This is a genomic window from Rathayibacter sp. VKM Ac-2805 (genome assembly GCF_009834265.1).
Classification (GTDB): Bacteria; Actinomycetota; Actinomycetes; order Actinomycetales; family Microbacteriaceae; genus Rathayibacter.
This window is the reverse complement of sequence record NZ_CP047185.1, coordinates 1,192,364-1,218,479: the sequence shown is the minus strand read 5'-3', so window position 1 is coordinate 1,218,479 and position 26,116 is coordinate 1,192,364. Positions and strand designations below refer to the sequence as shown.

The window sequence follows — 26,116 nt, the reverse complement described above, 5'->3', positions numbered from 1 at the left end:
TCGAATCGAACACCGTCGTCCTTTCGGGGGCCCCGGCGGGGGCGGATTCCCCGATGCTAGACGATCGGCGGACGCCCGGCGAACGCCATCCGGAGCACCGTGCGGGCCGAGAGGACGCGCCGGCCGCCCGGATCCGAGCGCCATCCCTCCCGCCAGCCGGCGAACCAGGCGCGCAGGGCGGCCGGGTCGCGACGCCAGCGGACGCACTGGATCGCGGTCCAGGACGCCACGTAGACGAGCGCCAGAGGTGCGGCGAGGTTGCGGCGGGCGAGCCAGACGCGGTTGCGCGCGTTCAGCCGGTAGTAGTCGGCGTGACGGGTCGGCTGGATGACCGGGTGCTGGGCGACGAGCTCTCCCGCGTACCAGGCGGTGCGACCCGTGTCCCAGACCCGCCAGGCCAGCTCGATGCCCTCGTGGGCGTAGAAGAACGGACCCGCCCAGCCGCCCGTCCGGGCGAACACGTCGCGCCGCAGCACGACCGCTCCCTCCCAGACCGATAAGACGGGGCCGGAGCGGCGGGGGTCGCCCTTGAGGATCCGCGGGATCCAGCGCCGCGGGCTCGGCGTGCCGTCCGTGCTGTCGACGCGGGGCTGCACCAGGCCGATGCGGCGGTTCGAGGCGAGCAGCGCGATCGCGTCGACGAGGAAGCGGGGAGACGGGATCCGGGCGTCGTCGTCGAGGAAGAAGAGGTACTCCCCCGCGACGGCGTCGACTCCGGCGTTCCGGCCCGCGGGGATGCCGAGGTTCTCGGGCAGCGCCAGGGCGCGCACTCCCTCGGGCAGGCCGTCGGGCTCCCAGCCGTTGCCGACGCAGACGACGTCCAGCTCGACGCCCTCCTGCGCGAGGACGCCGGCCAGCCCCGCGGCGAGGTCGTCGGGCCGGGTCCCCTGCGTCAGGACGACGACGCCGACCCGCGGCTCAGGAGCGGACACGCTTGGACGCCATGATCGCGACGAAGTGGCCGACCAGGGCGAGGAGGGCGAGCGGCAGCAGCGCCCCGACGAGGACCCGGTCGGCCGTGCCCGCTCCGACGACGAGGCCCACGAGGGCGGTCGCGAAGGCCAGCATCGTCAGCTCGACGGAGTGGTAGAGGCGGTGGAAGGGCAGGAAGCGGGCCGCGCGGCGGAGCCCCGCCAGTCCGGACGAGGACGGCACCGCCTCGCCCTTCGTGTCCGCCAGCTTCGTGAGACCGGCGTTCGCGCGCGCCACGTGCACCATGTCGTTGAGCGCCTTGTTGAGGACGATCACCAGGGCCAGGGCGAAGCCGATCGTCGTCCAGAGGAAGTCCGCCGGCGCCTCGAACGGGACGCCCGCCGCCCGCAGTCCGAGCGCGATCGGGATCAGCGCCTCGGTCGTGTAGTGCCCGACCTTGTCGAGGAACACGCCCGCCGGCGAGGACGTGCGGCGCCAGCGCGCGACCTCGCCATCGCAGCAGTCCACCAGCATCTGCAGCTGGCCGAGGAGCAGCGCCAGCGCCGCTCCGGCGATCCCCGGGATCAGGAGGGCTGCCGCCGCGCTCCAGCCGACCAGGATCATCAGCCCGGTGACGCCGTTCGCCGAGATCGAGGTCTTCAGCAGCAGCCAGGTCAGGTAGGGCGAGAAGCGGCGCAGGTAGAGCGACGCCGTCCAGTGCTCGGCGTTGCGGCGCCCGCGCACCTCCGGGGGCTGCGCGACGGCGCGCAGCTCGGCGATGGAGCGGGGTCTCGTCGTCGTGGTCATGCGCCCCTCGGCGAGTCGGACCGCGGCTGGTGGCGGTGGGCGGAGATGTTGCTGGTCAGCCCGGCGAAGCCGAGCACGAAGCCGGTCCCCCAGGCCACGTGGACCGCCGGGATGACCACGGCGAACCACAGCATCGCACGCGCGCCGTCCGGCCGCGCGACCACGAGAGTGGCCGCCGCCACCAGGAGGAGGTAGCCGGCGGGCACCGCGAACCCGAGCAGGAGCCAGGGCGCGGCTCCGGCGAGCGCCTGGACGACTCCCGCCAGCCCGACGAGCAGCCCGATCGCGAGCATCGCGACGAGCACGGGCGGAGCGAAGTAGCGCAGCGACCGCGAGGCCGGGAACATCCGGGTGAGCTCGCCGCGCCACATCCCGGTCGAGAGGAACTGCCGGAGCAGCGCGCGCATCGAGGGCCGCGGCCGGTAGGTGACGGTGAGGCGCGGAGTGAACCAGACGACCTCGCCGCGCTCGCGCAGCCGCCGGTTCAGCTCCCAGTCCTGCCCGCGCTTGAAGCGCTCGTCGAACAGGCCGGCGCGCTCGAGGGCGGAGCGGCGGAAGACGCCGAGGTACACCGTGTCGGCCGGGCCCTCCTCGCCTCCCACGTGGTGGGGCGTGCCGCCCAGCCCGATGCGGGAGCCGTAGGCCCGGGCGACAGCGCGCTGGAACGGGGTGAGGCCCTCCGCCGCCATCACTCCGCCGACGTTCGCCGCTCCGGAGCGCTGCAGCGCCTCGACCGCCGTGCGCGCGTACTCGGGCGGCAGGACGGAGTGCGCGTCGACCCGGACGACGACCGGGTGGCGCGAGGCGCGGATCGCGGCGTTGAGGCCCGCAGGAGTGGAGCCGACCTCGTTCGGCACGACGCGGATCCGCGGGTCGGCCGCGCTCAGCTCGGCGACGAGCTGCTCCGTGCCGTCGATGCTCGGGGCGACGGCGAGGACGACGTCGAAGGGGCCGGTGTAGTCCTGATGCAGCAGCGAGTCGACCGCGGCGCGCACGTGGGCGACCTCGTTGAGGACGGGCATGACGTAGGAGACGCCGGGCAGGTCGGAGAGGTCGTCTTCCGGGATCTCGTGCTGCATGGGTCCAGTTCGTGCGGGAGGAGCGCGGGCGCAGGGATCCACCACCCTACCAGCGGGGAGCGCCGCGCCCCGGGCCGGGCCCGGACGCGGAGAAGCCCCCCGGGGACGGATCCTCGAGGGGCTGAGCGCGGCGGCGGAGCACAGCCCCCCGGGGACGGATCCTCGAGGGGCTGTGCGCGGCGGCGGAGGGTCAGCCTGCGGCCATCTGGCCGAGCGTCGCCTTCGCCTGGTAGCTCTGGCCGTTGCGGACGTAGGTCAGCTCGACCGCGGCGTTCGCGGCCTGCGCGCGGACCTGCGCGGTGAGGTCGGACGCGCTCGTGATCGGAGTGCTGTCGATCGCGGTGATGATGTCGCCCTTGGCGAGACCGGCCGCCTGCGCGGCACCGCCTCCGGAGACCTCCTCGATGCGGGCGCCGAGGACGTCCGCGGTCGAGTCGGAGACGCTCGCGCCGAGCAGGCCGTGCGAGGCGGAGCCGTTCGCGATGATCTCCTTCGCGATGCGCTCGGCGATAGCGCTGGGGATCGCGAATCCGACTCCGATGTTGCCGGACTGGCCGCTCGAGGAGGACTGGCCGGCGCTCGCGATCGCGACGTTCACGCCGATCAGCTCGCCGTCGCTGTCGAGCAGCGCGCCGCCGGAGTTGCCCGGGTTGATCGCCGCGTCGGTCTGGATGACGGGCAGCGAGATGGTGCTCTTCGCCTGGGTCGGCGCCTGCTGGCCCGGGATGTCGAAGTTGAACGGGCTCTCGGTGCCGCCGCTCGAGCTGTCGCCCGAGTCGTCCGGAGCCGCCGAGGAGGCGACCTGGATGCTGCGGTTGAGCGCGCTGACGATGCCGTCGGTCACGGTTCCGGAGAGGCCGAGCGGGGCGCCGATGGCGACCGCCGTGTCGCCGACGTTGATCTTGGTGGAGTCCGCGAACGTCATCGGGCTGAGGTCGGTCGCGCCGGTCAGCTTGATGACGGCGAGGTCGAGGGTCGGGTCGGTGCCGACGACGGTCGCGTCGAAGATCCGGCCGTCGCTGGTCGTGACCGAGACGGTGCCGTTCGCGATCTCGCCGTCGAGGGTGACCACGTGGGTGTTGGTCAGGACGTAGCCGTCCTTCGAGAGCACGATGCCGGAGCCGGTGCCGGCGGACGAGCTGCCGCTCACCGCGATGGTGACGACGCTCGGAGTGGCCTTGGCGGCGACCGCGGTGGCGGTCGTCGCGTCCTCGGCGTTGTTGACCGTGATCGTCTGCGAGCCGCCGGCGGAGACCACGCGGGTCCCGCCGCCGTTGGAGGCGGACCAGAGGCCGAACACGCCGGCTCCCGCGACTCCGCCCACGACCGCGCCGATGGCGAGCGCCGCGACGACGCCCACTCCGGCTCGGCGCTTCGTGGCGGTGGGGGCGGGGGTGTACTCGGCGCCCGGGCCGAAGGGGCTCGAGGAGGGCGGCTCCTCGGAGCCGTGCAGGGTGTTCGCCGCGGGCGGCGCGTACTGCCCGTAGCGGGCCGGCTGGGAGACGGGCTGCGCCTCGTTGCCGGCCGTCGCGTTCGGCGTGTACGGCGGCTGGGGGGCCGAGGAGGAGGGGTAGGGGACGGTCGGGTTCTCGCTCTCGCGGTGCGCTCCGCCCCGGTGGATCGGCTCGGTGGGCCCGGTGGTCGAGGACGACGCTCCGGAGCTCTCGCCGGGGGTGCGCTCGGTCGCCTCTCGGGCGCCGGACTCCGTCGGCGTGGTGGGTTCCTCCGGCTGACGAGGACCCTCGTGACTCTCGGTCATGGGTGCTGCTCCTTCCAAGCGGGGATAGCTTGGCGATCGTACCTGGGGGTTTCTTATGACGGGCCTGCGAGCGGGAAATGAAACCGGCCGGACTGCTCGAGCGGGCACACTGGGCACGTGAGCATTCCCGGATCCTGGTCCCGCGCCGCGGCGGGCGCCGGCCTCCTCGGCCCCGGTGGCGAGGTCGCCGCCACCGTCTTCAGCGAGATGAGCGCGCTCGCCCTGCGCACCGGAGCGGTGAACCTCGGCCAGGGCTTCCCGGACGAGGACGGCCCGCGCGAGATCCTCGACGCCGCGCGCGACGCCATCGCGTCCGGGCTCAACCAGTACCCGCCGGGTCCCGGCTTCCCCGTCCTGCGCGAGGCGATCGCCGCGCACCGGCTGCGCTTCTCCGGGATCTCCCTCGACCCCGACGGCGAGGTCCTCGTCACCACGGGCGCCACCGAGGCCCTGGCCGCGGCTCTGCTGGGCCTGCTCGAGCCGGGCGACGAGGTCGTCACCTTCACTCCCCACTACGACGCCTACGGAGCCCTGATCGCCCTCGCCGGAGGGGTCCATCGCACCGTGCTCCTGCGCGGCCCCTCCTTCGCGGTCGACCACGACGAGCTGACCGCCGCAGTGAGCGACCGCACGCGCGTCATCCTGGTGAACGACCCGCACAACCCGACCGGTGCCGTCCTCCCGGCCGAGACCCGCGAGCTGATCGTGCGGCTCGCCGAGCGGCACGACGCCGTGATCCTGACGGACGAGGTCTACGAGCACCTGCGCTTCGACACCCCGCACGTCCCGCTGGCATCCCTTCCCGGAGCCTTCGAGCGGACGCTGTCCGTCTCCTCGGCGGGCAAGACCTTCAGCACCACGGGCTGGAAGATCGGCTGGGTGACGGGCCCGCGCGAGCTGATCACGGCCGTCCTCGCCGTGAAGCAGTTCCTCACCTACGTCAGCGGCTCGCCGTTCCAGGGGGCCGTCGCCCTCGGGCTCGGGCTCCCGGACGCCTTCTTCACCGGCGCGGCGCAGACTCTTGCGGCCAAGAAGGACCTGCTGTCGGCGGGCCTGGCTGCTGCGGGCTTCGGCGTCGCGCCCTCCTCGGGCGGCTACTTCGTCGTCGCGGACGCGGCACCGCTCGGCTACGACGACGGGGTCGAGCTCTGCCGGGCGCTCCCGGATCTCGCGGGAGTGGTGGCGGTGCCCGTGTCGGCGTTCTGCCGCCCCGAGGACGCCGCTCCCTACCGCTCGCTCGTCCGCTTCGCCTTCTGCAAGCGGTTCGAGGTGCTGGAGACCGCGGTCGCGGGCCTCGCCCGCATGGCGCGCTGAGGAGCCGGCCTCAGCGGATTCGGTCGGATGCCCGGCGCCGTCGGGCCGGGGGCGGCGGTCAGAGCGGCAGCACCCGGAAGCGCCGCAGCGCCAGAGCGGGGTTCTTCGCGCGCGCCGCGTCGATCCGCTCGCGCGAGACCCAGGCGACGGCGACATCCTCGACCTCGCCGAGGGTGACGGTCTCGACGCCCATCGGATCGACGATCATGCTCGTGCCGACCCCGATCGGCGGGGTCTGGTCGGCTGCGACGAGGTACACCGTGTTCTCGAGCGCGCGGGCGGTGACCAGCGTCCGCCAGTGCGCCTCCTTGAGCGGGCCGCGCACCCACTCGGCCGGTGCCGCGATGACGTCGACCCCGGCGTCGACCAGCCAGCGGCTGACCTCCGGGAAGCGCAGGTCGTAGCAGGTCTGCAGCCCGACGACGAGGCCGCCGACCTCGAACGTCTCGGGTGCGGCGATCTCCCCCGCGGCGACCCACTCCGACTCGGTCTGGCCGAAGGCGTCGTACAGGTGCAGCTTGCGGTAGCGGGCCACGAGCGCGCCCTCGGGGTCGAGCGCGACGAGCGTGTTCGCGATGCGGCGCCCGTCCACCGCCTCGACCATGCCCGCCACGAGGTGGATCCGGAGCTCGCGCGCGAGCGCCGCGAGAGCCGTGACGAACGGGCCGTCGAGCGCCTCGCCCGCCGCGACCAGCTCGGGCCCGAGCGGATCGGTGAAGGCGGAGCTGTACTCCGGCAGCACCACCAGGCTCGCGCCGCGCTCGGCGGCGATCCGGGCCAGGCGCCCGATCGTCGCGATGTTCGCCTCCCGGTCCGTCGAGGGGGCGAACTGCGCCACGGCCATGCCGACGGCGCCGGTCATCAGCTCGGCGGGTAGAGGAAGAGGGCGACCTGGGAGGCCGGGATGGTGCGCTTGTGGTACGCGTGGTCGTTGCCCCAGTTGTACTCCTCGAGCGAGACCGTGCCGTCGGAGTTGACGGCCTGCACGTAGGCGACGTGGTTGCCGGTGAACCAGGCGACCGCGCCGGGCACGGGCGTGCTGCTGGTCACCCAGCCGTGGGACGCCCACTGGCCGGCCCACGCGTAGGCGCTGCCACCGCCCGGGGTCATGTTGCCCCAGGTCCACTTGAAGGGGGCGCTGGTCGAGCCCTGGTCGCGATTGATCCGCCAGGCGACGAAGTCGACGCACTCGCGGTAGTAGTACCGCAGCGGCGAGAGGCCGCCGCCCTGGTCGTCGGTGAGCTGGTCGCGCCAGGGGTAGTCGTCGCCCTCCTCGCGGGGCGTGACCGAGGTGCTGGTGCCGCCGCTGCCCGCGGCGGCGCCGTCCGCGCCGGTCGTGCCTGCCGCGGCCTGCGCCTCCTGGGCGAGGCGGGCGGTCTCGGCGTCGCGGGCGGCCTGCTCGGCGGCGGCGAGCGCGCGCGCCTGGGCGGCCGCCTCGTCGAGCTGGGCCTGGGTCGGTGCGGTGAAGGAGTCGCGGATGACCTGCTCCTGGACCGCGGTCGGCGCGACGGTGAGCTTCTGGTTGCCGAGCGCCTGCACGCGGGCGGCGGCCTCGACGGCGGCCTGCGAATCGGGTGCCGGGTCGAAGGAGTAGGCGGGGAGCGCGGAGACCGCCACGAGGCCCGCGATGGCGGCGAGGGCGACCGTGCTGACGGTCGCGCGGAAGACACGGCCCCGGCGGCGCCGCACGGGGCGGACGGGCGTGAGGACCGGAGTGGTGACGCGTGCTGCGGGCAGCGCGTGCGGCGCCTGCCGCGGGCTCCGCCGGGTCGGGCGGTCGCCGAGCCCCTCGTTCGAGCCGTCGTCCCCGCGTTCGTCCCTCACAGCAGCACCCCTCGCATCGGGGTCGAGCCTAACGTGCGGGCCGGTCCGGCACACGCGTCGGCGCGGAGCGTCGGGAGGCCGGTCCGCGGATGCGGGTCTCGCGAGACCGCCTCGCGGTCGGCGGCGCCGCGGGCGGATCCGACGGTGACGCGGACGGGCGACCGGAGTAGCGTCCGGAGCGGAGCGGGCGCGACGGTGCGGCCGCGGGACGGAGGACGGCGATGATCCGGAGCGAGAGGGCCTTCAGCGGCTTCAGCGTGGACGACGTGGAAGCGGCGCGGGCCTTCTACGGCGGAGTGCTCGGGCTCGAGGTCGAGCTGAACGCGACGGGGATCCTCGACATCCGGCTGCCGGGCGGAGGCCGCGCGATCGCGTACCCGAAGCCGGACCACGAGCCGGCGTCGTTCACGATCCTGAACTTCTCGGTGGAGGACGTCGACGCGGCGGTCGCCGAGCTGCACGCGGCAGGCGTCACCACGGCGATCTACGACGACCCGTCGCTGCCGACCGATGCGGACGGAGTGATGCGCGGCCACGGGCCGACGATCTGCTGGTTCCGCGATCCGGCGGGCAACGTGCTGAGCGTGATCGAGGGCGACTAGGTCTCGGCCCGAACACCGTCAGCCGCCGGCAGCACGTCCGCGACCTGTGTTAACGACGAAAGCCGGCCCTTCTCAGGACCGGCTTTCGCTTTCTTGTTGCGGGGGCAGGATTTGAACCTACGACCTCTGGGTTATGAGCCCAGCGAGCTACCGAACTGCTCCACCCCGCGGCACAAGAAGAGACGTTACACGCGTTCCGGCGCCGATGCAAATCGACGCGGCGGTGGGAGCGGGCTCCGGTCTCAGGCGGGCTTGGCGGCGCGCAGCACGGCGCTCCCGTCCACGCTCAGCCCGACCGCCGTCAGGGCGGCTGCGAGCTCGGACGAGGTGCGCGACCAGGTGCGGACGTCGGCGCCGACGGGAGCGGACGACGACGGGGCCACGAGCACCGCTCCGCCGGGGGCGACGAACCACTCCACCAGCCGCGCCCACTCCTCCAGGTCGGGGAGCCACGAGACGACGCCGGCGCTGCAGAGCACGACGTCGAACGAGTCGGGCTCCGGCAGCATGTGCCGCAGCTCGTAGAGGTTCGCGCAGACGAAGCGGGCGGAGCCGGCGAGGTCCCTGTCCGCGGCGGCGGCGCGTGCTCGGCGCACCGCGGGCATCGAGAAGTCGACGCCCACCACGCGGGCGCCGCGCTCGGCGAGCTCGAGCGCGTCGAGCCCGTCGCCCGAGCCGAGCTGGAGGATCCTCGGCCCGGGGTCGAGGAGCGCCGCGGTGACGAGCTCCGGGTGGAGCGCACCCTCGCCGGTGCGCTCCTCCCAGTACGTGCGGTTCAGCTCGAGCCACTCCCCCGAGCGGAGGTGCTCGCCGCGGTCGACCTGCACCATGCGGGCTACTGGCCGCCCTCGGCCTGCAGCGCCCGCGAGAGCGCCTCGGTCAGCTGCTCGTCCGCCGCCGCGAAGGCGGTGAGGTCGCCCGCCTTGAGGGCGTTCTCGCGAGCCGTGAGTGCGTCCCGCGCGTCGTTCAGCGCCTGCTGCAGCGCCGTCTGGTCGCCCGTGGCCGGCGTGGAGCCGGTGCCGCCGGTCGTGCCGCCCGCGTCGCCTCCGGTGTCGCCGCCCGAGGTGCCGGTGCCGGCGTCCGGAGTCGTCGGCGTGCCGGTGTCGCCCGCGTCGGCTCCCGAGTCGCCGCCGAAGAGGCTGTCGAGGGCCGCGTCGAGGGTGTCCTCGAAGGCGATGTCGTCACCGAACGCGACCAGCACCTTCTGCAGGAGCGGGAAGCTCGTGTCTCCGTTGGAGCGCACGTAGATCGGCTGGACGTAGAGCAGGCCGCCGCCGACCGGCAGCGTGAGCAGGTTGCCCCTCGTGACGGTGGTGTCGCCGCGGGAGAGGATGTTCAGCTCGTTCGCGACCGTCGGGTCGGTGGTGAACGCGTTCTGCACCTGGCCGGGGCCGGGCACCGTGTCGTCCTTCGGCAGCTCGAGCAGGCGGAGCGTGCCGTAGCCGTCGGCCACGGAGCCCGCCGTCGAGCCGGCGTCGGAGTCGGCCACGAGGTAGCCGGTCAGCACGTTGCGGCTGGCCTGCGCGCCCTGGACGCTCGCCGGGATGTACGTCGAGTAGAGCGAGTACGACGGCACGTCCTGATCCGGCGTCTGCAGCGTCAGGTAGTACGGAGGCTGCAGGCTGGTGCCGGTCGCGGCGGCCGTGGTCGCGGCTCCGCTCGTCGGGTCGTTCGGCGTCGCCCAGGCGTCCTCGCGGGAGTAGAAGGAGCCCGCGTCGGTGACGTGGTAGGTGCCGAGGACCGCGCGCTGGACCTTGAAGAGGTCCTCCGGGTACCGGACGTGGCTGAGCAGCTCGCCCGACATGTCGCTCACGGGCTTCACCGTGGTCGGGAAGATCTTCTGCCAGGTCTGCAGGATCGGGTCCTCGGTGTCCCACGCGTAGAGCGTGACGCTGCCGTCGTACGCGTCGACGGTCGCCTTCACCGAGTTGCGGATGTAGTTGACGTCGTCGGTCGGGAACTGCTGCTGCGTGTTCGTGTCGGCGATCGCCTGCGAGAGGCTCTGCACCTCCGAGTACGGGTAGTCGGCCGAGGTGGTGTACCCGTCGACGACCCACTTCACGCGGCCGTCGACGACGGTCGGGTAGGCGTCGGAGTCGAGCTTGAGGTACGGCGCGACCTTCTGGACGCGCTGCACGGGATCGCGGTCGTAGAGGATCTGCGAGTCGTCGTTCACGCCGTCCGAGAGGAAGATCTGCTCGGACTGGAACTTGATCGCGTAGACGAGCTTCTTGAAGACGTTGTCGAGAGCGGGGCCGCCCTCGCCGTCGAAGGTCGTGTAGGTCTGCTGCGCGCCGTCGGTGCCCGAGGGGTAGTCGAGCTCGATGTCGCGCGAGTCGTTGCCGCCCACGATCGAGTACGGCGGGGAGTTCTCGCCGAAGTAGATCCGCGGCTCGTAGTCGCCGAGGTCGCCCGTCGTCGGGACGCCGGACTCGATGAACACCGGCTCGCCGTCGGCCGATCGCTGGTTGCCGTACGCGGCGACCAGGCCGTAGCCGTGGGTGTAGACCAGCGTCTGGTTGTACCAGGTCTGGTTGGTGCCGAGGCCGTTGAGGTTCAGCTCGCGGACGCCGACCACGGCGTCCTGCGTCGATCCGTCGATGGAGTAGCGGTCGACGTCGAGCGCGTTCTGCGTGTCGCCGAACTTGTAGTACTGGCGGAACTGCTGCAGCTGCGAGAACGCGTCGGTGACGACGGCGGGGTCGAGGATGCGGATGTTCGCGGTGGTCTCGGCGTCCGAGCGCAGGGCGCCCGGCTCCGCGTCGGTGGTCGCGTCGTAGGGGATGACGTCGACGTCGCTGACACCGTAGGCCTGGCGCGTCATGTCGATGTTGTTCTGGATGAAGGGCTGCTCGAGCGTGCGCTCGTTGGGCTCGACCTGGAACTTCTGCACGATCCACGGGTAGAGGGAGCCGACGAGCAGGCTCGACACGATCAGCAGCGCGGTGCCGATGACCGGGAAGCGCCAGCGGCCGATGAAGGCGGTGACGACGAAGAGGATCGCGACCAGCGCCGCGATGCCGGCCAGGATCTGCAGGCCCGGGATCGTCGCGTTGACGGTGGAGTAGGTGGCGCCGGTGATGCGGGGCCCCTGCTGCGCGAGCGTCGCGTACTGGTCGAGCCAGAGGCTGACCGCCTGCACGGCGAGGTAGAGGGCGGCGATGACCGCCAGCTGGATGCGCGAGGCCTTCGAGATGCGGATCTCGCGGCCGTTCACCCGGATCGCTCCGTAGAGGTAGCCGGTGGCGAGGGTCGCGAACGCCGAGATCAGCAGGACCGCCGACGCGAAGCCGACGATGCTCTGGTAGAAGGGCAGCTCGAAGAGGTAGAACGACGTGTCGAGGCCGAACTGCGGATCCGTGGTGCCCGAGGGCGTGCGGTTCCAGAAGGTGAGGCTCGTCTGCCAGCGGGTGGCGGAGGAGACGCCGGCGAAGAGGCCGAGCACCGCGGGGATCCCGAAGGTGGCCAGGCGCCGCAGCGGCTCCACGACCTGCTGGTAGCGGTCGATCTGCGAGTTGAGCTTCGCGTAGACCGGCCGGAGGCGGTACGCCAGCATCAGGCTGATGAACACCGGCACCGCCATGGCGACGAAGCCGATGACGAAGAGACCGCCCGCCGCCGCCCACTGCGTCGTGAGCACGGAGAGGAAGCCGAGCTGGTCGTACCAGAGGATGTCGGTGTACAGACCGGCGAAGACGAAGAACGCCACCACCAGGACGGCCACCACCACGACAGTGACGGCGAGGACGCTCCGTCTCTTCCGCGGCGGGGTTTCGGTTGCTGTGGAACTCACGTGAGGGCCTCTTGCTGTCGAGATGTGAGGGGAGGCCACCCATGCTATGCGACGGCTGTCCGGCTCACCTGGGCGTCGACCCGGGGTCGGCGGGCGGGATCAGTCGAGGGGAGCGGCGGTGCTGCAGTCCGGCAGCCCGGAGGTGTCGCCCGCGGCGATGCCCTTCAGTGCGGCGAGGGCGTCGTCGAGGGTCGAGACCGCGAGCACGTCGAGCCCGTCGGGGACGTGGCCGACGACCTCGTTGCAGTTGGTCGCGGGGGCGAGGAAGTACTCGGCTCCGGCGCCGTCCGCCCCGTAGAGCTTCTGGCGGATCCCGCCGATGGCGCCGACCTCGCCGGCCGCGTCGATCGTGCCGGTCCCGGCGACGCTCCGCCCGCCGTTGAGCTCGCCCTCGGTGAGCTTGTCGATGATCCCGAGGGCGAACATCATGCCCGCGCTCGGCCCGCCCACGTCGTCCAGCTGGATGTCGACCTCGAACGGGAAGTCGAAGGCCGCTCCGGGGAGGACGCCGATGACGGCGGCGCCGTTCGAGTCGCGCGGCGTGACCTCCACCTCCTGCCGGACGCCCTCGCGCTCGATGCTGACCTGCACCGGGGAGCCGGTGCCGAGGGTCTGCAGGGTCGCGCGCAGGGCGGTCGCGTCGGCGACAGGGGTGCCCGCGACCGCGAGGATCTCGTCCCCCGCCTCCAGGACGCCCTCGGCCGGGGAGCCCTCGGGCACCTGCACGACCGAGACGCGCTGCTCGACGGGGTAGCCGAGCTCGGTGAGCGCGGCGGCGATCGCCTCCTGCTGGGAGTCGGTCATCTCGGCCTGGTTCGCCTCGTCGCGCTCCTCGACCGTGGAGGAGGGAGGGAAGATCGCGTCGACCGGGACGACCGCCTTGGTCCTGTCGAACCAGGCGCTCGCGACCTCGACCCAGGTGGGCAGGCTCTGCGGGTTGCCGACGACCGACACGGTGAGCATGTCGAGCGTGCCGGCCGTGGGATAGGTGGTGCGGTCCGGGATCGAGATGAGGGGCACGTCCTTGCTGCTGCCCAGGGTGTCGAACACGGGGCCGGGCTGCTCGATCACGTAGGGGGCGGGCGCGACGCCCAGACCGACCACGACGGCGACACCCGAGAGGAGGACGACCGGTCCGACCCACGGGCGGCGCGGGGAGGAGGAGGGGCGCGGGTCGTCGGAGAACAGCGACACGGGGGCCTTTCTGGCAACGGGTGGAGCGGCTCCGCCGGGATGTTCGCGGCGGGCGGAAGCGGGCTGGGCCCGAGCGGTGCTCTGCACGCCGAGGCCCCGGGCGCTCGGGCTAACGTAGCTTGCACGACTGGGAGTCGCGCCGGAACCGGCGCCCTGTGCAGGGCCGCGGAGGCGGTGCGGCGACCGGATTCACGTGAGCGACGGAGGGCTGATCCCGATGGCCGATGGCGACAGTGCGGACCGAGCGGGCGGCGGCTCCGAGGACGAGTTCCGGGAGATGCTGCGGCAGTTCCTCTCGGGGAACGGCCCGGTCGACCCCTCGCAGCTCGCCGGAGCGGCGGGACTGCCGAACGACCCGGTGGCCCTGCAGAACCTGCTCTCGCAGCTGCAGAGCGCGATGCAGCAGAACGGCGACGGCGGCGTCGACTGGACGCTCTCGCTCGAGCAGGCGAAGCAGCTCGCGCGCGCCGAGTCCGCGCCGGTGTCCGACGCCGTGCGGGCTCCGATCGACGCGGCCTTCGGCGTCGCCGCGCTCTGGCTCGACGAGGTCGCGTACGTCTCCGAGCTGAGCCGCACGCCGCGCTCGATCAGCCGCCTCGAGTGGATCTCCCTGACGATGCCGGTCTGGACCCAGCTCGCCGAGCCGGTGGCGCTGAGCATCTCGGACGCGCTGACCCGCGTGCTCCGCGAGCAGGCCCCGGAGGAGATGCAGGCGATGATCGCCGGTGCCGAGGGCATGATGCGCGGGATCGGCGGCACCCTGTTCGCCCTGCAGCTGGGCCAGGTCGTCGGGCAGCTCGCCGCCGAGGTCGTCTCGGGCGGCGACATCGGCATCCCGCTGCTGGAGGAGAACGACGCGGCGATCCTGCCGCAGAACGTCGCCGCGTTCGGCGAGGGCCTCGACATCCCGCTAGACCAGGTGCAGCTGTACCTGGCGGTCCGCGAGCTCGCGCACGCCCGCCTCTTCCGGCACGGCAAGTGGCTCCGTCTCGCCCTCATCTCGCAGATCACCGACTTCGCGCGCGGGATCAGCATCGACACCACCCGCCTCGAGGAGCTGGCCGAGGGCTTCGACCCGTCGAACCCCGAGGAGCTCCGCGACGCGATGACCTCCGGCGCGCTCATCCCGCCGAAGACGGAGGAGCAGCTCGCCGCGCACGGCCGCCTCGAGACCGTCCTCGCCCTCATCGAGGGGTGGGTCGACGTCGTCACCGCGGCGGCGACCACCCGCCTGCCCAGCGCCGGGGCGATCGCCGAGACGGTCCGCCGCCGCCGCGCCTCCGGCGGGCCGGCCGAATCCGCCTTCGCGACCCTCGTCGGCCTGGAGCTGCGCCCGCGCCGCCTCCGCGAGGCCGCCGCGATGTGGCAGGCCGTGACCGACGCCGTCGGGCCCGAGGCCCGCGACTCCCTCTGGTCGCACCCCGACCTGCTCCCCGGCTCAGAGGACCTGGACGACCCGAGCGCGCTCGTCGCCCGGCTCACGGCCGAGGCCCGCGGCGAGACCCCGGAGCCCGACGAGATGGACCGCGCGCTGGAGGACCTGCTGAACGGCACGATGCCGCGCGAGGGCGACGGCGCCTCCGGAGACGCTCCGGACACGACCGACGACGCCGGCTCGCCGGACGACGACGACCGCGGCTCCTCCCCCACGGGCGACCGCCCCGTCTGACCCCCCCCCGTCCGGCGCCCGCCTGTGGACAACTCGCGCGGCGCCGGGCCGGTCTCGGCCATGATCGCCGGATGGTGCTCCGGCTCGATCCTCGACTTCCCCTGCTCTGGCGCTCCGCGACCGCGGTGCAGCTCGGCCTCGACCGGCCGCACGCGGTGCTGGACGGCATCGGCTACCCGGAGGAGCTGCTGCTCGACGCCCTCCGCGTGGGCACCAGCGCCGGCACCGTCCGCCTGATCGCGGCGCGCGCCGGAGCGAGCGAGGCGCGGGTCGACGAGGTGCTCGAGGCGCTCCGGCCGGTCCTGCTGCGCAGCGTCGAGCCCGGCCCTCCCCCCGCACCGCGGGTCGTCGTCGAGGGGACGGGCGCGGCACCGGACGCACTGCGCACGCTGCTCCGGAGCGAGGGCTGCTCGCTGCTCGCCGACGACGGGACGCCGGACCTCGCCGTGCTGATCGCCGACTTCGCGGTCGCCCCCGCCCGCGCCGCGCACTGGCTCGCGGCCGATGTGCCGCACCTGGCGGTGGTGTTCGGCGACGAATCGGTGCGCCTCGGACCCCTGGTGGAGCCGGGGTCCGGACCGTGCCTGCACTGCGCCGAGCGGGACCGGATGGACCTCGACCCGGATCGCGCGCGCCTCGTGATCCAGGTGCTCGGCCGCTCAGCCCCCACCCGCACGCCGCTCGCGAGCGCGGCGATCGCCGTGGCGGCCGCCGACGCCGTGCTGCGGCGGCTCCTCGCGGGCTGGCGAGGGCTCCGCGCGGCCGAGCGGGTCTACAGCGACGCCTCCGGAGCGTTCACCGTGCGGGAGCGGGAGCCGCACCCCGAGTGCGCGTGCCGAGCTCTTCGAGGAAGCGCGACGGCTCCCTCCGCGTGACGCGGCCGACCGTCGAGCGCGCCCACGAGAGGCGCAGGCGCCGGCGGGCCCGGGTGATGCCGACGTAGAGGAGGCGCCGCTCCTCGTCGATCGCCTCGAGGCCGGCGGCGTACGAGATCGGCAGCAGGCCCTCGGCGAGCCCCATCAGGTGCACCGACTCCCACTCGAGGCCCTTCGCCGAGTGCAGCGTGGCGAGGGTGACCGCGCCGCGGTCCGGCTCGTGGTGCACCTGCTGGCGTGCGATCAGGTCGTCGGTGAACTGGCGGAAGGTCCATCCGGCAGGGGCCTCGTCGACGAGGCGGGCCAGCGTGTCCAGCGACTCCCACCGGTCGCGCACCGCACCGGGCGCCGACGGGGGCTCGGCGCTCCAGCCGAGCGAGCGGAGGACGTCGCTCACCGACTTGAACAGCGGCTCGCCGCTGATCGACACGGACGCCGCGCGCAGCTGCATCACGGCCTGCTTGACCTCGGGGAGGTCGAAGAAGCGCTTGCCGCCGCGCATGTGCGCGCTCACTCCCCGCTCGTGCAGGGCGTGCTCGATGACCGCCGACTGGCTGTTGGTGCGGAAGAGGACCGCGATGTCGGAGGGGCGCACCCCCGCCTCGATGTCGGCCGCGACCCGCGCCGCGATCCCGCGCGCCTCCGCGATGTCGTCCGGGTAGGCGTCGATCGCGGGCTCTGGCGCCTCGGCGGCGGCGACGGCGTGGAGCGAGAGGGCGCCGGGCCTGCCCCGCATGAGGCGGTTCGCGGTCTGCACGATCGGCACGGCCGAGCGGTAGTTCTCCTCCAGGCGCACCACGGTGGCGGCCGGCCAGCGGGACGGGAAGTCGAGGAGGTAGTCGGCCCGCGCACCCGCGAAGGAGTAAATGGTCTGGCTGGCGTCGCCGACGACGCAGAGGTCGCTCCGGTCGCCGAGCCAGAGCTCCAGGAGCCGCTGCTGCAGCGGCGAGACGTCCTGGTACTCGTCGACGACGAAGAAGCGGTACTGCTCGCGCACCTGCATCGCCATCGCGGGCTCGGACTCGAGCATCCCGGCGGTCACGAGCAGGACGTCCTCGAAGTCGATCTGGCGGCGCTGGTCCTTCAGCCCCTCGTACTCGTCCACGAGCGCGACCGTCTGCTCCAGGGTGAGCCGTCCGGGCAGGGGGCGCGTGCGGGCGGCGACGGCGTACTGCTCGAGGGAGAGGGCGGACACCTTCCGCCACTCGATCTCGGCCGAGAGGTCGCGGAGCGTCGCCGTGTCGAGCTTCAGGCGGAGCCGCTCGGCCGCGTGCCCGAGCAGGCGGGCCTTGCCGTCGAGCAGCTGGGGCATCGTGCCCCCCACCAGCTGCGGCCAGAAGTAGCCGAGCTGCGAGAGAGCCGCTGCGTGGAACGTGCGGGCCTGGACGCCCCCGGCGCCGAGCACCCGCAGGCGCGAGCGCAGCTCGGCCGCGGCGCGGCTGGTGAAGGTCAGGGCCATGACGCGACCGGGCGTGTAGACGCCGGTCGCCACTCCGTGCGCGATGCGGTGCGTGATCGTCCGGGTCTTGCCCGTGCCCGCTCCCGCGAGGACGCAGACCGGCCCCAGCAGCGCCTCCGCCGCCTCGCGCTGCCCCTCGTCGAGTCCGTCGAGCAGGGTCACGCGATCGGGCCGTTCTCCAGCTCGCCTCCGTACCAGTCCTCGATCATCGCGCGGGCGATCGACGAGCGGCCGGGCAGCAGCACGGACTCGAGCGAGTCGTGCAGCTGCTGCCGGGTGAACCAGCGCAGCTCGACGATCTCCTCGCCGTCCGGGAGCAGATCCTCCGGGGACTGGTCCTCGGCGAGGCGGGCGGTGAAGCCGACCATGAGGGAGGCGGGGAAGGGCCAGGGCTGCGAGCCGAGGTACTGCGGGTCGACGACGCGCATGCCCGACTCCTCGCCGATCTCGCGGATCACGGCGGCCTCGAGCGACTCGCCCGGCTCGACGAAGCCGGCGAGCAGGGAGAAGCGGCCGGTGCCCCACATCGCGTTCGAGCCGAGGAGGAGGCGGTCGTCCGCGTCGAGGACGCAGACGATGATCGCCGGATCCGTGCGCGGGAAGACCTGGCTGCCGTCGGTGGGCGAGCGGCGGACCCAGCCGCCCTGCTCGACGACGGTCGGGTCGCCGTTGCGGGGCGAGTAGCCGTGCGAGGCGTGCCAGTTCGCGATGGCGAGAGCCTCGGTGAACAGGCCCGCGTCGCGGTCGCTCAGGCGCTCGGCGATCGGGCGCAGGCCGCTCCACCGCTCCTCGTCGGGCTCGAGCTCGGCGGCGGCCGCGTCGGTGAGGACGGTCGCGATGACGGGGGTTCCGACCGGCTCGCCGGGGGCCTCGGCGAGCGTGCGGCCGAGGTAGATCCGGAGGGTTCCGGCGGTCACGTCCTCGGGGCGGCGCAGGAGGAGGCGGTCGGCCTCGACCAGAGTCCGGTCGTGGTGCAGGACGAGCACGCGGGTGGCGGGATCGGCGAGCAGCTCGTCGAAGAGCGCGGGCCGTGAGCGTCCGACGCCGTCGCGGTCGGCCGCCTGTCGCGAGAGCGGGAGGCGATCGGCGAAGGGCAGTGACATCCGGGGCTCATTTCGTGACGGGGGCCGCGAGGACCGCTGTCGCGGGCCTTCGACGGCATCGGCGGGACAGCGCGTGGCGGCGGGCCGGCCGGGCACGAGCCGCCTACCCTGGAAACCATGGCCAGATCCCATCTCACTCTAGCCGCGCTGGCCACCTCGGCCGTCGAGGGCCTCGACGTCCGCTCCGCGCGCCCCTTCACGTCCTCGACGCACGGCGACTTCGACTCCGCCCTGCTGACGACGCGCGAGAGCGCCCGCCTCGTCGTGCGCGTTCCCACGTCCGCGCTCGCGGAGCAGGAGCAGCTCGGCGACCTCGTCGCGCTCCGAGCGCTGACCGCCGGCATCCGCAGCCGCCTGCCCTTCGATCTGCAGGAGAGCGTCGGGCAGACGCCGTTCGACGGCACCCGCGCGGTCGTCTACGAGTACCTCGAGGGAGATCGCGTCCTCATCGACGACGTGGCCGCGCAGAGCGGGCTCGCGGACTCGATCGGCCGGGCCATCGGGGCGATCCACTCGCTCCCGGTGTCGTTCGTCCAGGAGGCGGGCCTGCCGATCGCGACCGCGCGCGACAGCGTGAACGAGACGGTCGCGGTGATCGAGCGCGCGGCCGACACCGGCCACGTCCCGGCGGCGCTCGTCGCGCGCTGGGAGTCGGCCTCCTCCGACGAGGCGCTCTGGCAGTTCGACCCGACCGTGGTGAACGGCTCGATGACCGCCGACTCCTTCCTCCGCTCGGGCGACGTCGTCGCGGCCGTGCTCGGCTGGGCGGCGCTGCGGGTCGGCGACCCGGCGCGCGACCTGCACTGGCTGCTGAGCGCCCCGGGCTCGGAGACGGCGCTCTCCGCCTACTCCCGGATGCGCGCGGGAGCAGTGGACCGCACGATCCGCCAGCGCGCCCAGCTCTACGCCGAGCTCGAGCTCGCCCGCTGGCTGCTGCACGGCACCGAGACCGACGACTCCGCCATCGTGGACGACGCGGTCGCCATGCTCGACACGCTGGTCGACAGCGTGCTCGGCGACCTCTCCGCGCCCCTCTCGACCGACACCGGCCCGGTGCTGGAGGTCTCGGAGGTCGAGGAGCTGCTCAACCGCACGCCGGGAGCCCGCACGAGCTCCTCCGCTCACGGCCGCGGGCTCGCTCCCGTCGCCGAGGAGAGCGACTCCGCGAGCTCGCGCTCGGAGTAGAACCGCTCGGGCCGCAGCACGAGGTCGTCGGCGACGAAGTAGAACACGGCGTCGACGCTCTCGAGCGGCACCCCCCGCCAGCGCGAGTAGGCGAGCCGGTACAGCGCGAGCTGGAACTGCTTGAGCTCGAGGTCGGCAGCGTCCTTCGGCGCTCGCCCGGTCTTCCAGTCGACGATCTGCACGCCGTCCTCCGTCGGGTACACCGCGTCGAGCTTGCAGACGACGACGTGGCCGGCGAGCTGGAGGTGGATCTCGATCTCGACCGCCTCCGGGCGCCGGTCGGCCCACTCCGAGCGCTCGAACGTGGCGATCAGGGCGTCGAGCCGCTCCTGCTCGACGGACGCGGGGCCGGCGTCGTCGAGCTCGTCGGGGAAGGTGTCGACCGCCTCCGCCCCGCCCTGGACGCCGAAGCGGTTCTCGACCCAGGAGTGGAAGGTCGTGCCGAGCCGGGTCTGCCGATAGGGGCGCTCCGGCATCGGCCGGCGCAGCTGCGCCGCGACCTCGTCCGGCGTGCTGACGATGTCCTTGAACCGGGAGGCGGGGATGCGGGTGGGCAGCGGCGTGCGCTCGCCCCCGGCCAGCCGCACCGCCCGCTCGGCGAGCAGCAGGCGGATGTCGTCGCCGCGCGCTCCGAGCAGAGCGGGCTCGGCGCTGCGGACCCGGGCGGCGGCGGCGCGGACCCGGTCGCCGCGGGAGCCGAGCGGATCGTGGGGCCAGCGGAACGTGCGCGGGGCCCGCTCGAGCGGGTTCTCCTCGTTCGCGGGCTCGGTCGGCAGCGGCGGGATCGTGCCGGCCTCCTCGAGGTCGCGGAGGAAGACGCCCGGTCCGCGCGGCTTGGCCTGGCCGGCCCACCACGAGCCGCTCAGCAGGAGGTGGTGACGCGCCCGCGTGACGGCCACGTAGGCGAGACGCCGCTCCTCCGCCTCGTTGCGCTCGCGGAGGGTGTCGCCGAACGCTCCGATCGCGTCGACGACCTCCTTCTGCGTGCTGCAGCCGCGCCAGGCGAGATCGGGGAGCTCGGCGGCGTCGCCGCGGAACGCGTAGGGCATCGCACCCAGTCTGACCCACCCGCGGAAGCCCTCGACCGGCGTGCCGGGGAGCTCGCCGTCGACCATCCGCGGGACGGCGACGAGGTCCCACTCCAGACCCTTGGAGCCGTGGATCGTCAGCAGCTGCACCGTCCCCGGTTCCGGGTCCTCCGGTCGCGGGGCCAGGCCGTCGCGCTTGTCCGCGAGGACGAGCCAGCGGAGGAATCCGCGGAGGGAGGAGCCGGTGCCGGCGCCGCGGTCGTCCGTCTGCAGGTACCCGGCCACCGCCTCCCGGAAGGCCTCGAGGTTGGCGCGGCCGTCCCCGCGCGACTCGTTCGCCTCGACCTCGATGTCCAGGCCCAGCTCCTGCTCGACCAGGGTGACGAAGTCGAGGAGGTCGAGCCCGGCCCGGGCGCGCAGCCGGGCGAACAGGGTGCCCGCCTCGTGCAGGCGCCGCAGGCCCTCGGCGCTGAACCCGCCGAGCGCGGAGTGGTCGATCCGCCCGTCGTCGCCGGGGCGGCGCGCCGCGATGAAGTCGAGGGCCTCGACGATCGAGCCGCCCTCGCCCTCGGTGACGGACGCGCGCATCCGCTCGCGCACCTCCTCCGGGAGCAGCCGGTGCGCGTGGTCGCGCGCCGCGAGCCACGAGGCGAGGTCGCGCAGCGCCTTGAGGTCGCGGACGCCCAGACGCCAGCGGGCGCCGGCCAGGAGGCGCACGAGCTCGCTGCCGGCGGCCGGGTCCTCGACCACGGTGAGCGCGGCGACGAGGTCGGCGATCTCGGGCTGCCGCAGCAGGCCCCCGATGCCGAGGATGTGGTACCGGACGCCGTGCTTCGCCAGCGCGGCGGCGAAGCGGTCCATGTGCGCGCGCACCCGGAAGAGCACCGCGGCCGACGGCGGCTCGGCGTTCTCGCGCAGGCGCCCGGCGAACCAGGCGGCGACGTCGTCCGCCTCCTCCTCGATCGTCTCGGGGAAGGTGAGCTCGACCGGGTGCTCGGAGGCCTGAGGACCCGCGCTCAGCGTGTCGACCGCGACCGCGCTGCCCGCCGACAGCGGCTCCACGATCGCGTTCGCGGCGGTCAGCACGCGGCGGCCGTTGCGCCAGCTCGTGCTGAGGGAGAAGCGGCCCGCTCCCCCGAAATCGGTGCCGAAGCGGCCGAGCCCCTCGGCGCTCGCACCGCGCCAGCCGTAGATCGACTGGTGCGGGTCGCCCACCGCCATCACTCCCTGCCCTGCGAAGAGCCGCGAGAGGAGGCGGGTCTGCAGCACGGAGGTGTCCTGGTACTCGTCGAGGAGCACCACCCGGTACCTCGCGCGGTGCTCGTCCACGATCCGCGGCACCCTGTCGACGATCCGCAGCGCGAGGGCCACCTGGTCCGAGAACTCGACGAAGCCGCGCTCGGCCTTCGCCTCCTGGAACCGCTCGGCGAGCGCCGTCAGCACCGGCAGCGCGCCCACGGCCTGCAGCGCCTTCTCGAGCTCGCGGTAGAGCCCCGAGCCGCTGCCTCCGCGCGGCAGCTCGCCCAGGCGGAGGAAGTCCTCGGCGAACGCGGCGACCGCGGCCGGATCGGCGAGGTTGTCGGCGAGGTCGTGCGCGAGCGAGACGACGAGGTCGGTCAGCCGGTCGATCCCCGCCTCCACCTCGAGGATGCGCGGATCGGCCGTGTCGGCCACGACTCCCCGCGCGAGATGCCAGGCGGAGGCCTCGGAGAGCACGGTCGCGTCCCCCTCGCGGCCGATCAGGGCCGCGTTGTCGCGGAAGATCGTGTTCGCGAAGGCGTTGTAGGTCGAGACGGTGGCGGCCTCGAACGGGTCGGGCGCCGACTGCCCGGGCGCGAGCGGGAGCAGGCCCGCCGCGCCGAGCTGGTCGATCCTCCGCCCGATGCGCTCGCCGAGCTCGGCCGCCGCCTTGCGGGTGAAGGTGAGGCCGAGCACCTCCGACGGCGCCGCGTGGCCGTTCGCGAGGAGCCAGAGGACGCGGTTCGCCATCGTCTCGGTCTTGCCGCTGCCGGCACCGGCGACCACCAGGGCAGGCTCGAGCGGCGCCTCGATGACGGCGCGCTGCTCGGCGGTGGGCGGGCGCAGGTCGAGGCGCTCGGCGATGGTCAGGGCGTCGATCACGGCAGCTCCTCCTCGGAGACGGCGGAGGGGTCGGGGTCGGCGGGGCCGGATGGATCGGCCGGCGCATCGGGACCCGGCTCCTCGGAGTCCTCCAGGTCCTCTGACTCGTCGACCTCGTCGATCGCCAGGAGGCCGTCCCCCGGGACCTCGGGTACCGCGTGGATGCGGTACCGCAGGGCGTCGCCGGGGGAGAACGGGGTCGCGTCGAGCAGGCCCGAGAAGCCCGCCGCCGCCATGCCCAGGGCCGCGGCGCGGACGCGCTCGCGCAGCCGCTCCAGCTCCTCCTCGCCGAAGCGCTCCTGGACCACCTCGCGGTACGGCTTCCCGCGCACGCCCGTCGCCACGAAGAGCAGCTTCGCGCCTCCCCCGTCGGCCGGGTCGGCCGCCTCGATCGCCCCTTCGGCGACGGCGAGCTGGTAGCTGCCCAGCTGCGCGTGCTCGGCGATGTCGTCCTTGCGGGGGGTGCTGCGGCCCGTCTTGAGATCGACGATCGTGACGGAGCCGTCGGCCGCGCGCTCGACGCGGTCGATCGAGCCCCGCACCCGGGCGGGCGGGACGTCGAGCTCGAACTGCTGCTCGCGGCCGAGCACCACGCCTCCCCCGCGCTCGAAGTCGGCGAGATAGCCCGCGAGGCCGTCGATCAGCCGCCGTGTGACGCGCTTCTGCCGCTCCCCCAGCCAGGGCGACTCGAAGACCAGCTCGGGCCACCGCGACTCGAGAGCCGCCCACAGCTCCTGCGGATCGGGCCGCTCGGCGTTCTCGAGGACCCAGTGCACGAGGGTGCCGACCCCCATCGCCGTGCTCGTCGTGGAGCCGGAGACGGCGTCGACGAACCAGTCCAGAGGGGACCGCTCGAAGGCCTCGAGGCGGCTCGGCGAGACGGAGACGGGCCGCTCGGGGTCGCCGACGTCGAAGAGCGGCTCCGTGGTCGAGGGCTCGAGCACCCCCGACCAGGAGGAGGGGTCGGCGCCGGGGACCTCCGCGAGCGCCAGGGCGCTGAGCCCTCGGATGGCGGCGGGAGCCTCGGTCGAGTCCGGTGTGGTGGCGGTCCGGCGCAGCGCCGCCACCGCCCCGCGCAGCGTGAGCGGCACCGCGGAGGCCGGATCGAGCCGCGGCGCGTCCGGCGGAGTGAGCCTGAAGAAGAGGGAGGGCGTCTCGTCCTCGCCCGCGACGGCGCTGAGCACCAGCTGCCGTCGAGCGCGCGAGGCGGCCAGTACGAACATCCGGAGCTCGTCGTCGAGAGTGGCCTTGCGGGCGTCGAGCGGCAGTCCGCCCTCGCCGCGGGCGTGCCGCAGCAGGCCGTCCGGATCGAGCAGCGAGCCGCGCTGGCGGAGGTTGGGCCAGACGCCGTCCTGCAGCCGCGCCACCACCACGACGTCGAACTCGAGGCCGACGACGGAGGAGGGCGTGCCGATGAGGACCGCGTCCTCGACGGAGCGCGGAGCGAGAGTGTCCTCGGGGACCTCCGCCTCGAGGATCTCGGTGACGAAGCCGATCGCGGAGTGCCCGGTCGCCCGCTCCACGAACCGGCGCGCGGCGCTGAAGAGGGCGACCACGCCGTCGAGGTTGCGGTTGGCCTCGGTGGCGGTCAGGCCGGTGCCGAGGGCGAGCTCGCGCCAGGAGGACGCGACGCGGCTGGACTCCCACGCCGACCACAGGAGCTCCTCGATCGAGCCCCCCTCCTCGTGCAGGCGGCGGACCCGGTCGATCGTCACGGCCAGCCGCTCGGCCTGCCGGGCGGGAGCGGAGTCGATGGTCGCGAATCGGCCGGGCGCGGCGAGGGCCTCGACCAGCAGCGGGTCGCTCGCGCGGATGCCGCCGCCGGCCAGCTCCTCCGCCCGGAGCGCGAGCCGGAGCCTGCGCAGCCCCAGCCGGTCGACCCCGCCGAAAGGGCCGAGAAGCAGCTCCGCCGCGAGCTCCGCATCGAGGGGCCGCTCGCCGATCGCGACGCCGACCAGCACGAGCAGCGCCCGGGCCGCGTGATCGTCGCGCAGCGCCCGTCCGGCGAGCACGGAGCGGGTCGGCACCTCCGCCACCGCGAGCGCCTTCACCAGCGGCTGGACCGCGGCTCCGGAGCGGACGACGACCGCCATCCGCCGCCACGGCACTCCGTCGCGCAGCCGCCGCTCGCGCAGCAGCCGCGCCACCGTCGCCGCCTCCCGCGCCGCCGTCGGGGCGTGCAGCACCAGGACGGGCGCCGGGCCCGCCTCGGGGGCCGGAGCGGCGACCGCCGCCCGCTGCCGGCCGGCCGCCGCGGTGCCGATCCGCTCGGTGGCCGCGGACACGACCGCCCGCAGCGCGGCCGAGTGGCGGTGCACGCGCGCGAGCACCAGCGTCTCGACGTCGGACGCGCCGATGCTCGCGGCGAACCGGCCGAGCGTGTCGGAGGCCGCGCCGCGGTAGGCGCTGGTCGCCACGTCCGGATCGCCCAGCGCGATCACGGTCACCCCGCGCTCCGTCAGCGCCCGCAGCAGCACGAGCGTCGACTCGCTCGCCTCCTGGAGGTCGTCGACGACGACGAGACGCAGCGCGTCGATCCGCTCGCCGCCCTCGCCCGCGCGGATCGCCTCGGCCGCATAGGCCGCGAACTCCGCAGCGTCCAGGCGGGTGCCCGCCTGGGGCGCCATCCACTCGACCACCTCGCGCAGCTCGTCGAGCACGTCGGCCGCCGCGCTCCACTCCCCTCGCTCGGCGTCGACCCCGAGGGCGCGGATCGCGTCCGAGTCGAGCCCGTGCTCGGTCGCCCGCATCCCGAACTCGCGGAGCTCGGTCCGGAAGGTCCGCAGCCGCAGCACCTCGGGGCTGAACTCCTCCGGCCACCGCGGGCCGGTCCCCTCCTCGAGGTGGCCCTCGACGAGCTCCGAGAGGAGGGCGTCCTGCTCGCCGCCGGTCAGGAGGGTCGGCCGCTCGAGGCCGCGCTCCTTGGCGGAGGAGGTGACCGCCTCGAACGCGAGCGAGGTCGCGGTCCGGGCGAGCGGGCCCCGGGTCGGCACTCCCAGCCGCAGGGCGAGCACGTCGCGCAGGGCGGTGGCGGCGGTGCGGCTGGCCGCGAGCACCACGACCGACTCGGGCGGGTACCCCCGCTCGAGGACGCGCTCGGCGACCAGCTCGACGACCGTCGCGGTCTTGCCCGTCCCCGGCGCCCCGAGCACGGCGGCGCTGCGGCCCTCGGGCAGCGCGAGCACCGCGCGCTGGGAGTCGTCCAGCACGACCGCGGGCTCGCCCGGGAGCGCCTCGCCGACGGAGGCTGCGGTGGAGGGAGCGGGGGTCGCGGGAGCGGTCACACGACCACGGTAGCCACCGGGTCCGACACTCCCGCCCGTCCCCGCCGGGAGCCCCGGCCGCCCGCTCCGCTCACCGCGAAACCGGCGCGGTCGTCCGAGCGCGGTCCC

At 73.9% G+C, this 26,116-nt stretch carries 18 protein-coding genes and 1 tRNA gene; 5 read left to right on the top strand and 14 right to left on the bottom strand.

Going from position 1 to position 26,116, the window contains the following annotated elements:
- Positions 1-56: 56 nt before the first annotated feature.
- The 4 genes from GSU40_RS05610 to GSU40_RS05595 all read right to left on the bottom strand — a co-directional run bounded on the left by GSU40_RS05610 (position 57) and on the right by GSU40_RS05595 (position 4,557).
- Positions 57-932, bottom strand: a complete 876-nt coding sequence (locus GSU40_RS05610) for a glycosyltransferase (protein ID WP_160034026.1) — start codon at positions 930-932, stop codon at positions 57-59.
- Positions 919-1,719, bottom strand: coding sequence for a CDP-alcohol phosphatidyltransferase family protein (locus tag GSU40_RS05605; protein ID WP_104223579.1), 801 nt, complete (start codon positions 1,717-1,719; stop codon positions 919-921). Before GSU40_RS05605 ends, GSU40_RS05610 begins: the two co-directional genes overlap by 14 nt.
- Positions 1,716-2,798, bottom strand: coding sequence for a glycosyltransferase family 2 protein (locus GSU40_RS05600; protein WP_208543363.1), 1,083 nt, complete (start codon positions 2,796-2,798; stop codon positions 1,716-1,718). The genes GSU40_RS05605 and GSU40_RS05600 overlap by 4 nt, the downstream gene beginning before the upstream one ends.
- Positions 2,799-2,988: 190 nt before the next feature.
- Positions 2,989-4,557 (bottom strand): trypsin-like peptidase domain-containing protein, encoded by a 1,569-nt coding sequence (locus GSU40_RS05595; protein ID WP_104250126.1) that lies wholly within the window; start codon positions 4,555-4,557, stop codon positions 2,989-2,991.
- A gap of 117 nt (positions 4,558-4,674) precedes the next feature.
- On the opposite strand from GSU40_RS05595, the gene GSU40_RS05590 reads away from it, so the two are divergent.
- Positions 4,675-5,871 (top strand): aminotransferase class I/II-fold pyridoxal phosphate-dependent enzyme, encoded by a 1,197-nt coding sequence (locus GSU40_RS05590; RefSeq protein WP_160034024.1) that lies wholly within the window; start codon positions 4,675-4,677, stop codon positions 5,869-5,871.
- A gap of 58 nt (positions 5,872-5,929) precedes the next feature.
- Here GSU40_RS05590 and GSU40_RS05585 read toward each other — a convergent pair whose 3' ends face one another.
- Positions 5,930-6,733 (bottom strand): carbon-nitrogen hydrolase family protein, encoded by an 804-nt coding sequence (locus GSU40_RS05585; protein WP_104247828.1) that lies wholly within the window; start codon positions 6,731-6,733, stop codon positions 5,930-5,932.
- The gene (locus GSU40_RS05580) at positions 6,733-7,695 is read right to left on the bottom strand and encodes a CHAP domain-containing protein (RefSeq protein ID WP_104313675.1); all 963 of its coding nucleotides are present in this window, start codon (positions 7,693-7,695) and stop codon (positions 6,733-6,735) included. Before GSU40_RS05580 ends, GSU40_RS05585 begins: the two co-directional genes overlap by 1 nt.
- A gap of 221 nt (positions 7,696-7,916) precedes the next feature.
- Here GSU40_RS05580 and GSU40_RS05575 point away from each other — a divergent pair, with 221 nt between their 5' ends.
- Positions 7,917-8,297: a VOC family protein gene (locus GSU40_RS05575; protein WP_160034022.1), complete on the top strand. Its 381-nt coding sequence runs from the start codon at positions 7,917-7,919 to the stop codon at positions 8,295-8,297.
- 96 nt (positions 8,298-8,393) lie between these two features.
- On the opposite strand, the gene GSU40_RS05570 is transcribed toward GSU40_RS05575, so the two are convergent.
- From GSU40_RS05570 to GSU40_RS05555, 4 genes are all read right to left on the bottom strand, one after another.
- A tRNA-Met gene (locus GSU40_RS05570) sits at positions 8,394-8,467 on the bottom strand.
- 72 nt (positions 8,468-8,539) lie between these two features.
- Positions 8,540-9,127: a methyltransferase domain-containing protein gene (locus GSU40_RS05565; protein ID WP_104257275.1), complete on the bottom strand. Its 588-nt coding sequence runs from the start codon at positions 9,125-9,127 to the stop codon at positions 8,540-8,542.
- A gap of 5 nt (positions 9,128-9,132) precedes the next feature.
- Positions 9,133-12,090, bottom strand: coding sequence for a UPF0182 family protein (locus GSU40_RS05560; protein ID WP_181027225.1), 2,958 nt, complete (start codon positions 12,088-12,090; stop codon positions 9,133-9,135).
- A 99-nt stretch (positions 12,091-12,189) separates the two neighbouring features.
- A complete protein-coding gene (locus GSU40_RS05555; protein ID WP_160034020.1) occupies positions 12,190-13,284 on the bottom strand; it encodes a PDZ domain-containing protein in 1,095 nt (364 codons plus the stop codon).
- Positions 13,285-13,501: 217 nt separating this feature from the next.
- Between GSU40_RS05555 and GSU40_RS05550 the strand changes: the two genes are divergently transcribed.
- Both GSU40_RS05550 and GSU40_RS05545 read left to right on the top strand, forming a co-directional pair.
- Positions 13,502-14,953, top strand: coding sequence for a zinc-dependent metalloprotease (locus GSU40_RS05550; RefSeq protein ID WP_160036149.1), 1,452 nt, complete (start codon positions 13,502-13,504; stop codon positions 14,951-14,953).
- A 71-nt stretch (positions 14,954-15,024) separates the two neighbouring features.
- Positions 15,025-15,828 carry a hypothetical protein gene (locus GSU40_RS05545; protein ID WP_104309458.1) on the top strand — a complete coding sequence of 268 codons (804 nt, stop codon included), beginning with the start codon at positions 15,025-15,027 and terminating at the stop codon, positions 15,826-15,828.
- Here GSU40_RS05545 and GSU40_RS05540 read toward each other — a convergent pair.
- Together GSU40_RS05540 and nudC are read right to left on the bottom strand one after the other, a co-directional pair.
- Entirely contained in the window at positions 15,749-17,449 is a 1,701-nt protein-coding gene (locus tag GSU40_RS05540; protein ID WP_104224836.1) for an ATP-dependent helicase, read from the bottom strand. The two genes, GSU40_RS05545 and GSU40_RS05540, sit on opposite strands and share 80 nt — an antisense overlap.
- Positions 17,446-18,390, bottom strand: a complete 945-nt coding sequence (gene nudC, locus GSU40_RS05535; RefSeq protein ID WP_104233180.1) for an NAD(+) diphosphatase — start codon at positions 18,388-18,390, stop codon at positions 17,446-17,448. Before nudC ends, GSU40_RS05540 begins: the two co-directional genes overlap by 4 nt.
- Before the next feature lie 117 nt (positions 18,391-18,507).
- On the opposite strand from nudC, the gene GSU40_RS05530 reads away from it, so the two are divergent.
- Complete coding sequence (locus GSU40_RS05530) at positions 18,508-19,575, top strand: phosphotransferase (RefSeq protein WP_160034018.1); 1,068 nt, start codon at positions 18,508-18,510, stop codon at positions 19,573-19,575.
- On the opposite strand, the gene GSU40_RS05525 is transcribed toward GSU40_RS05530, so the two are convergent.
- Positions 19,512-22,724, bottom strand: coding sequence for an ATP-dependent DNA helicase (locus GSU40_RS05525; protein WP_104283840.1), 3,213 nt, complete (start codon positions 22,722-22,724; stop codon positions 19,512-19,514). The genes GSU40_RS05530 and GSU40_RS05525 overlap by 64 nt on opposite strands.
- Positions 22,721-26,008, bottom strand: coding sequence for an ATP-dependent DNA helicase (locus GSU40_RS05520; RefSeq protein WP_160034016.1), 3,288 nt, complete (start codon positions 26,006-26,008; stop codon positions 22,721-22,723). The genes GSU40_RS05525 and GSU40_RS05520 overlap by 4 nt, the downstream gene beginning before the upstream one ends.
- Positions 26,009-26,116 lie beyond the last annotated feature (108 nt).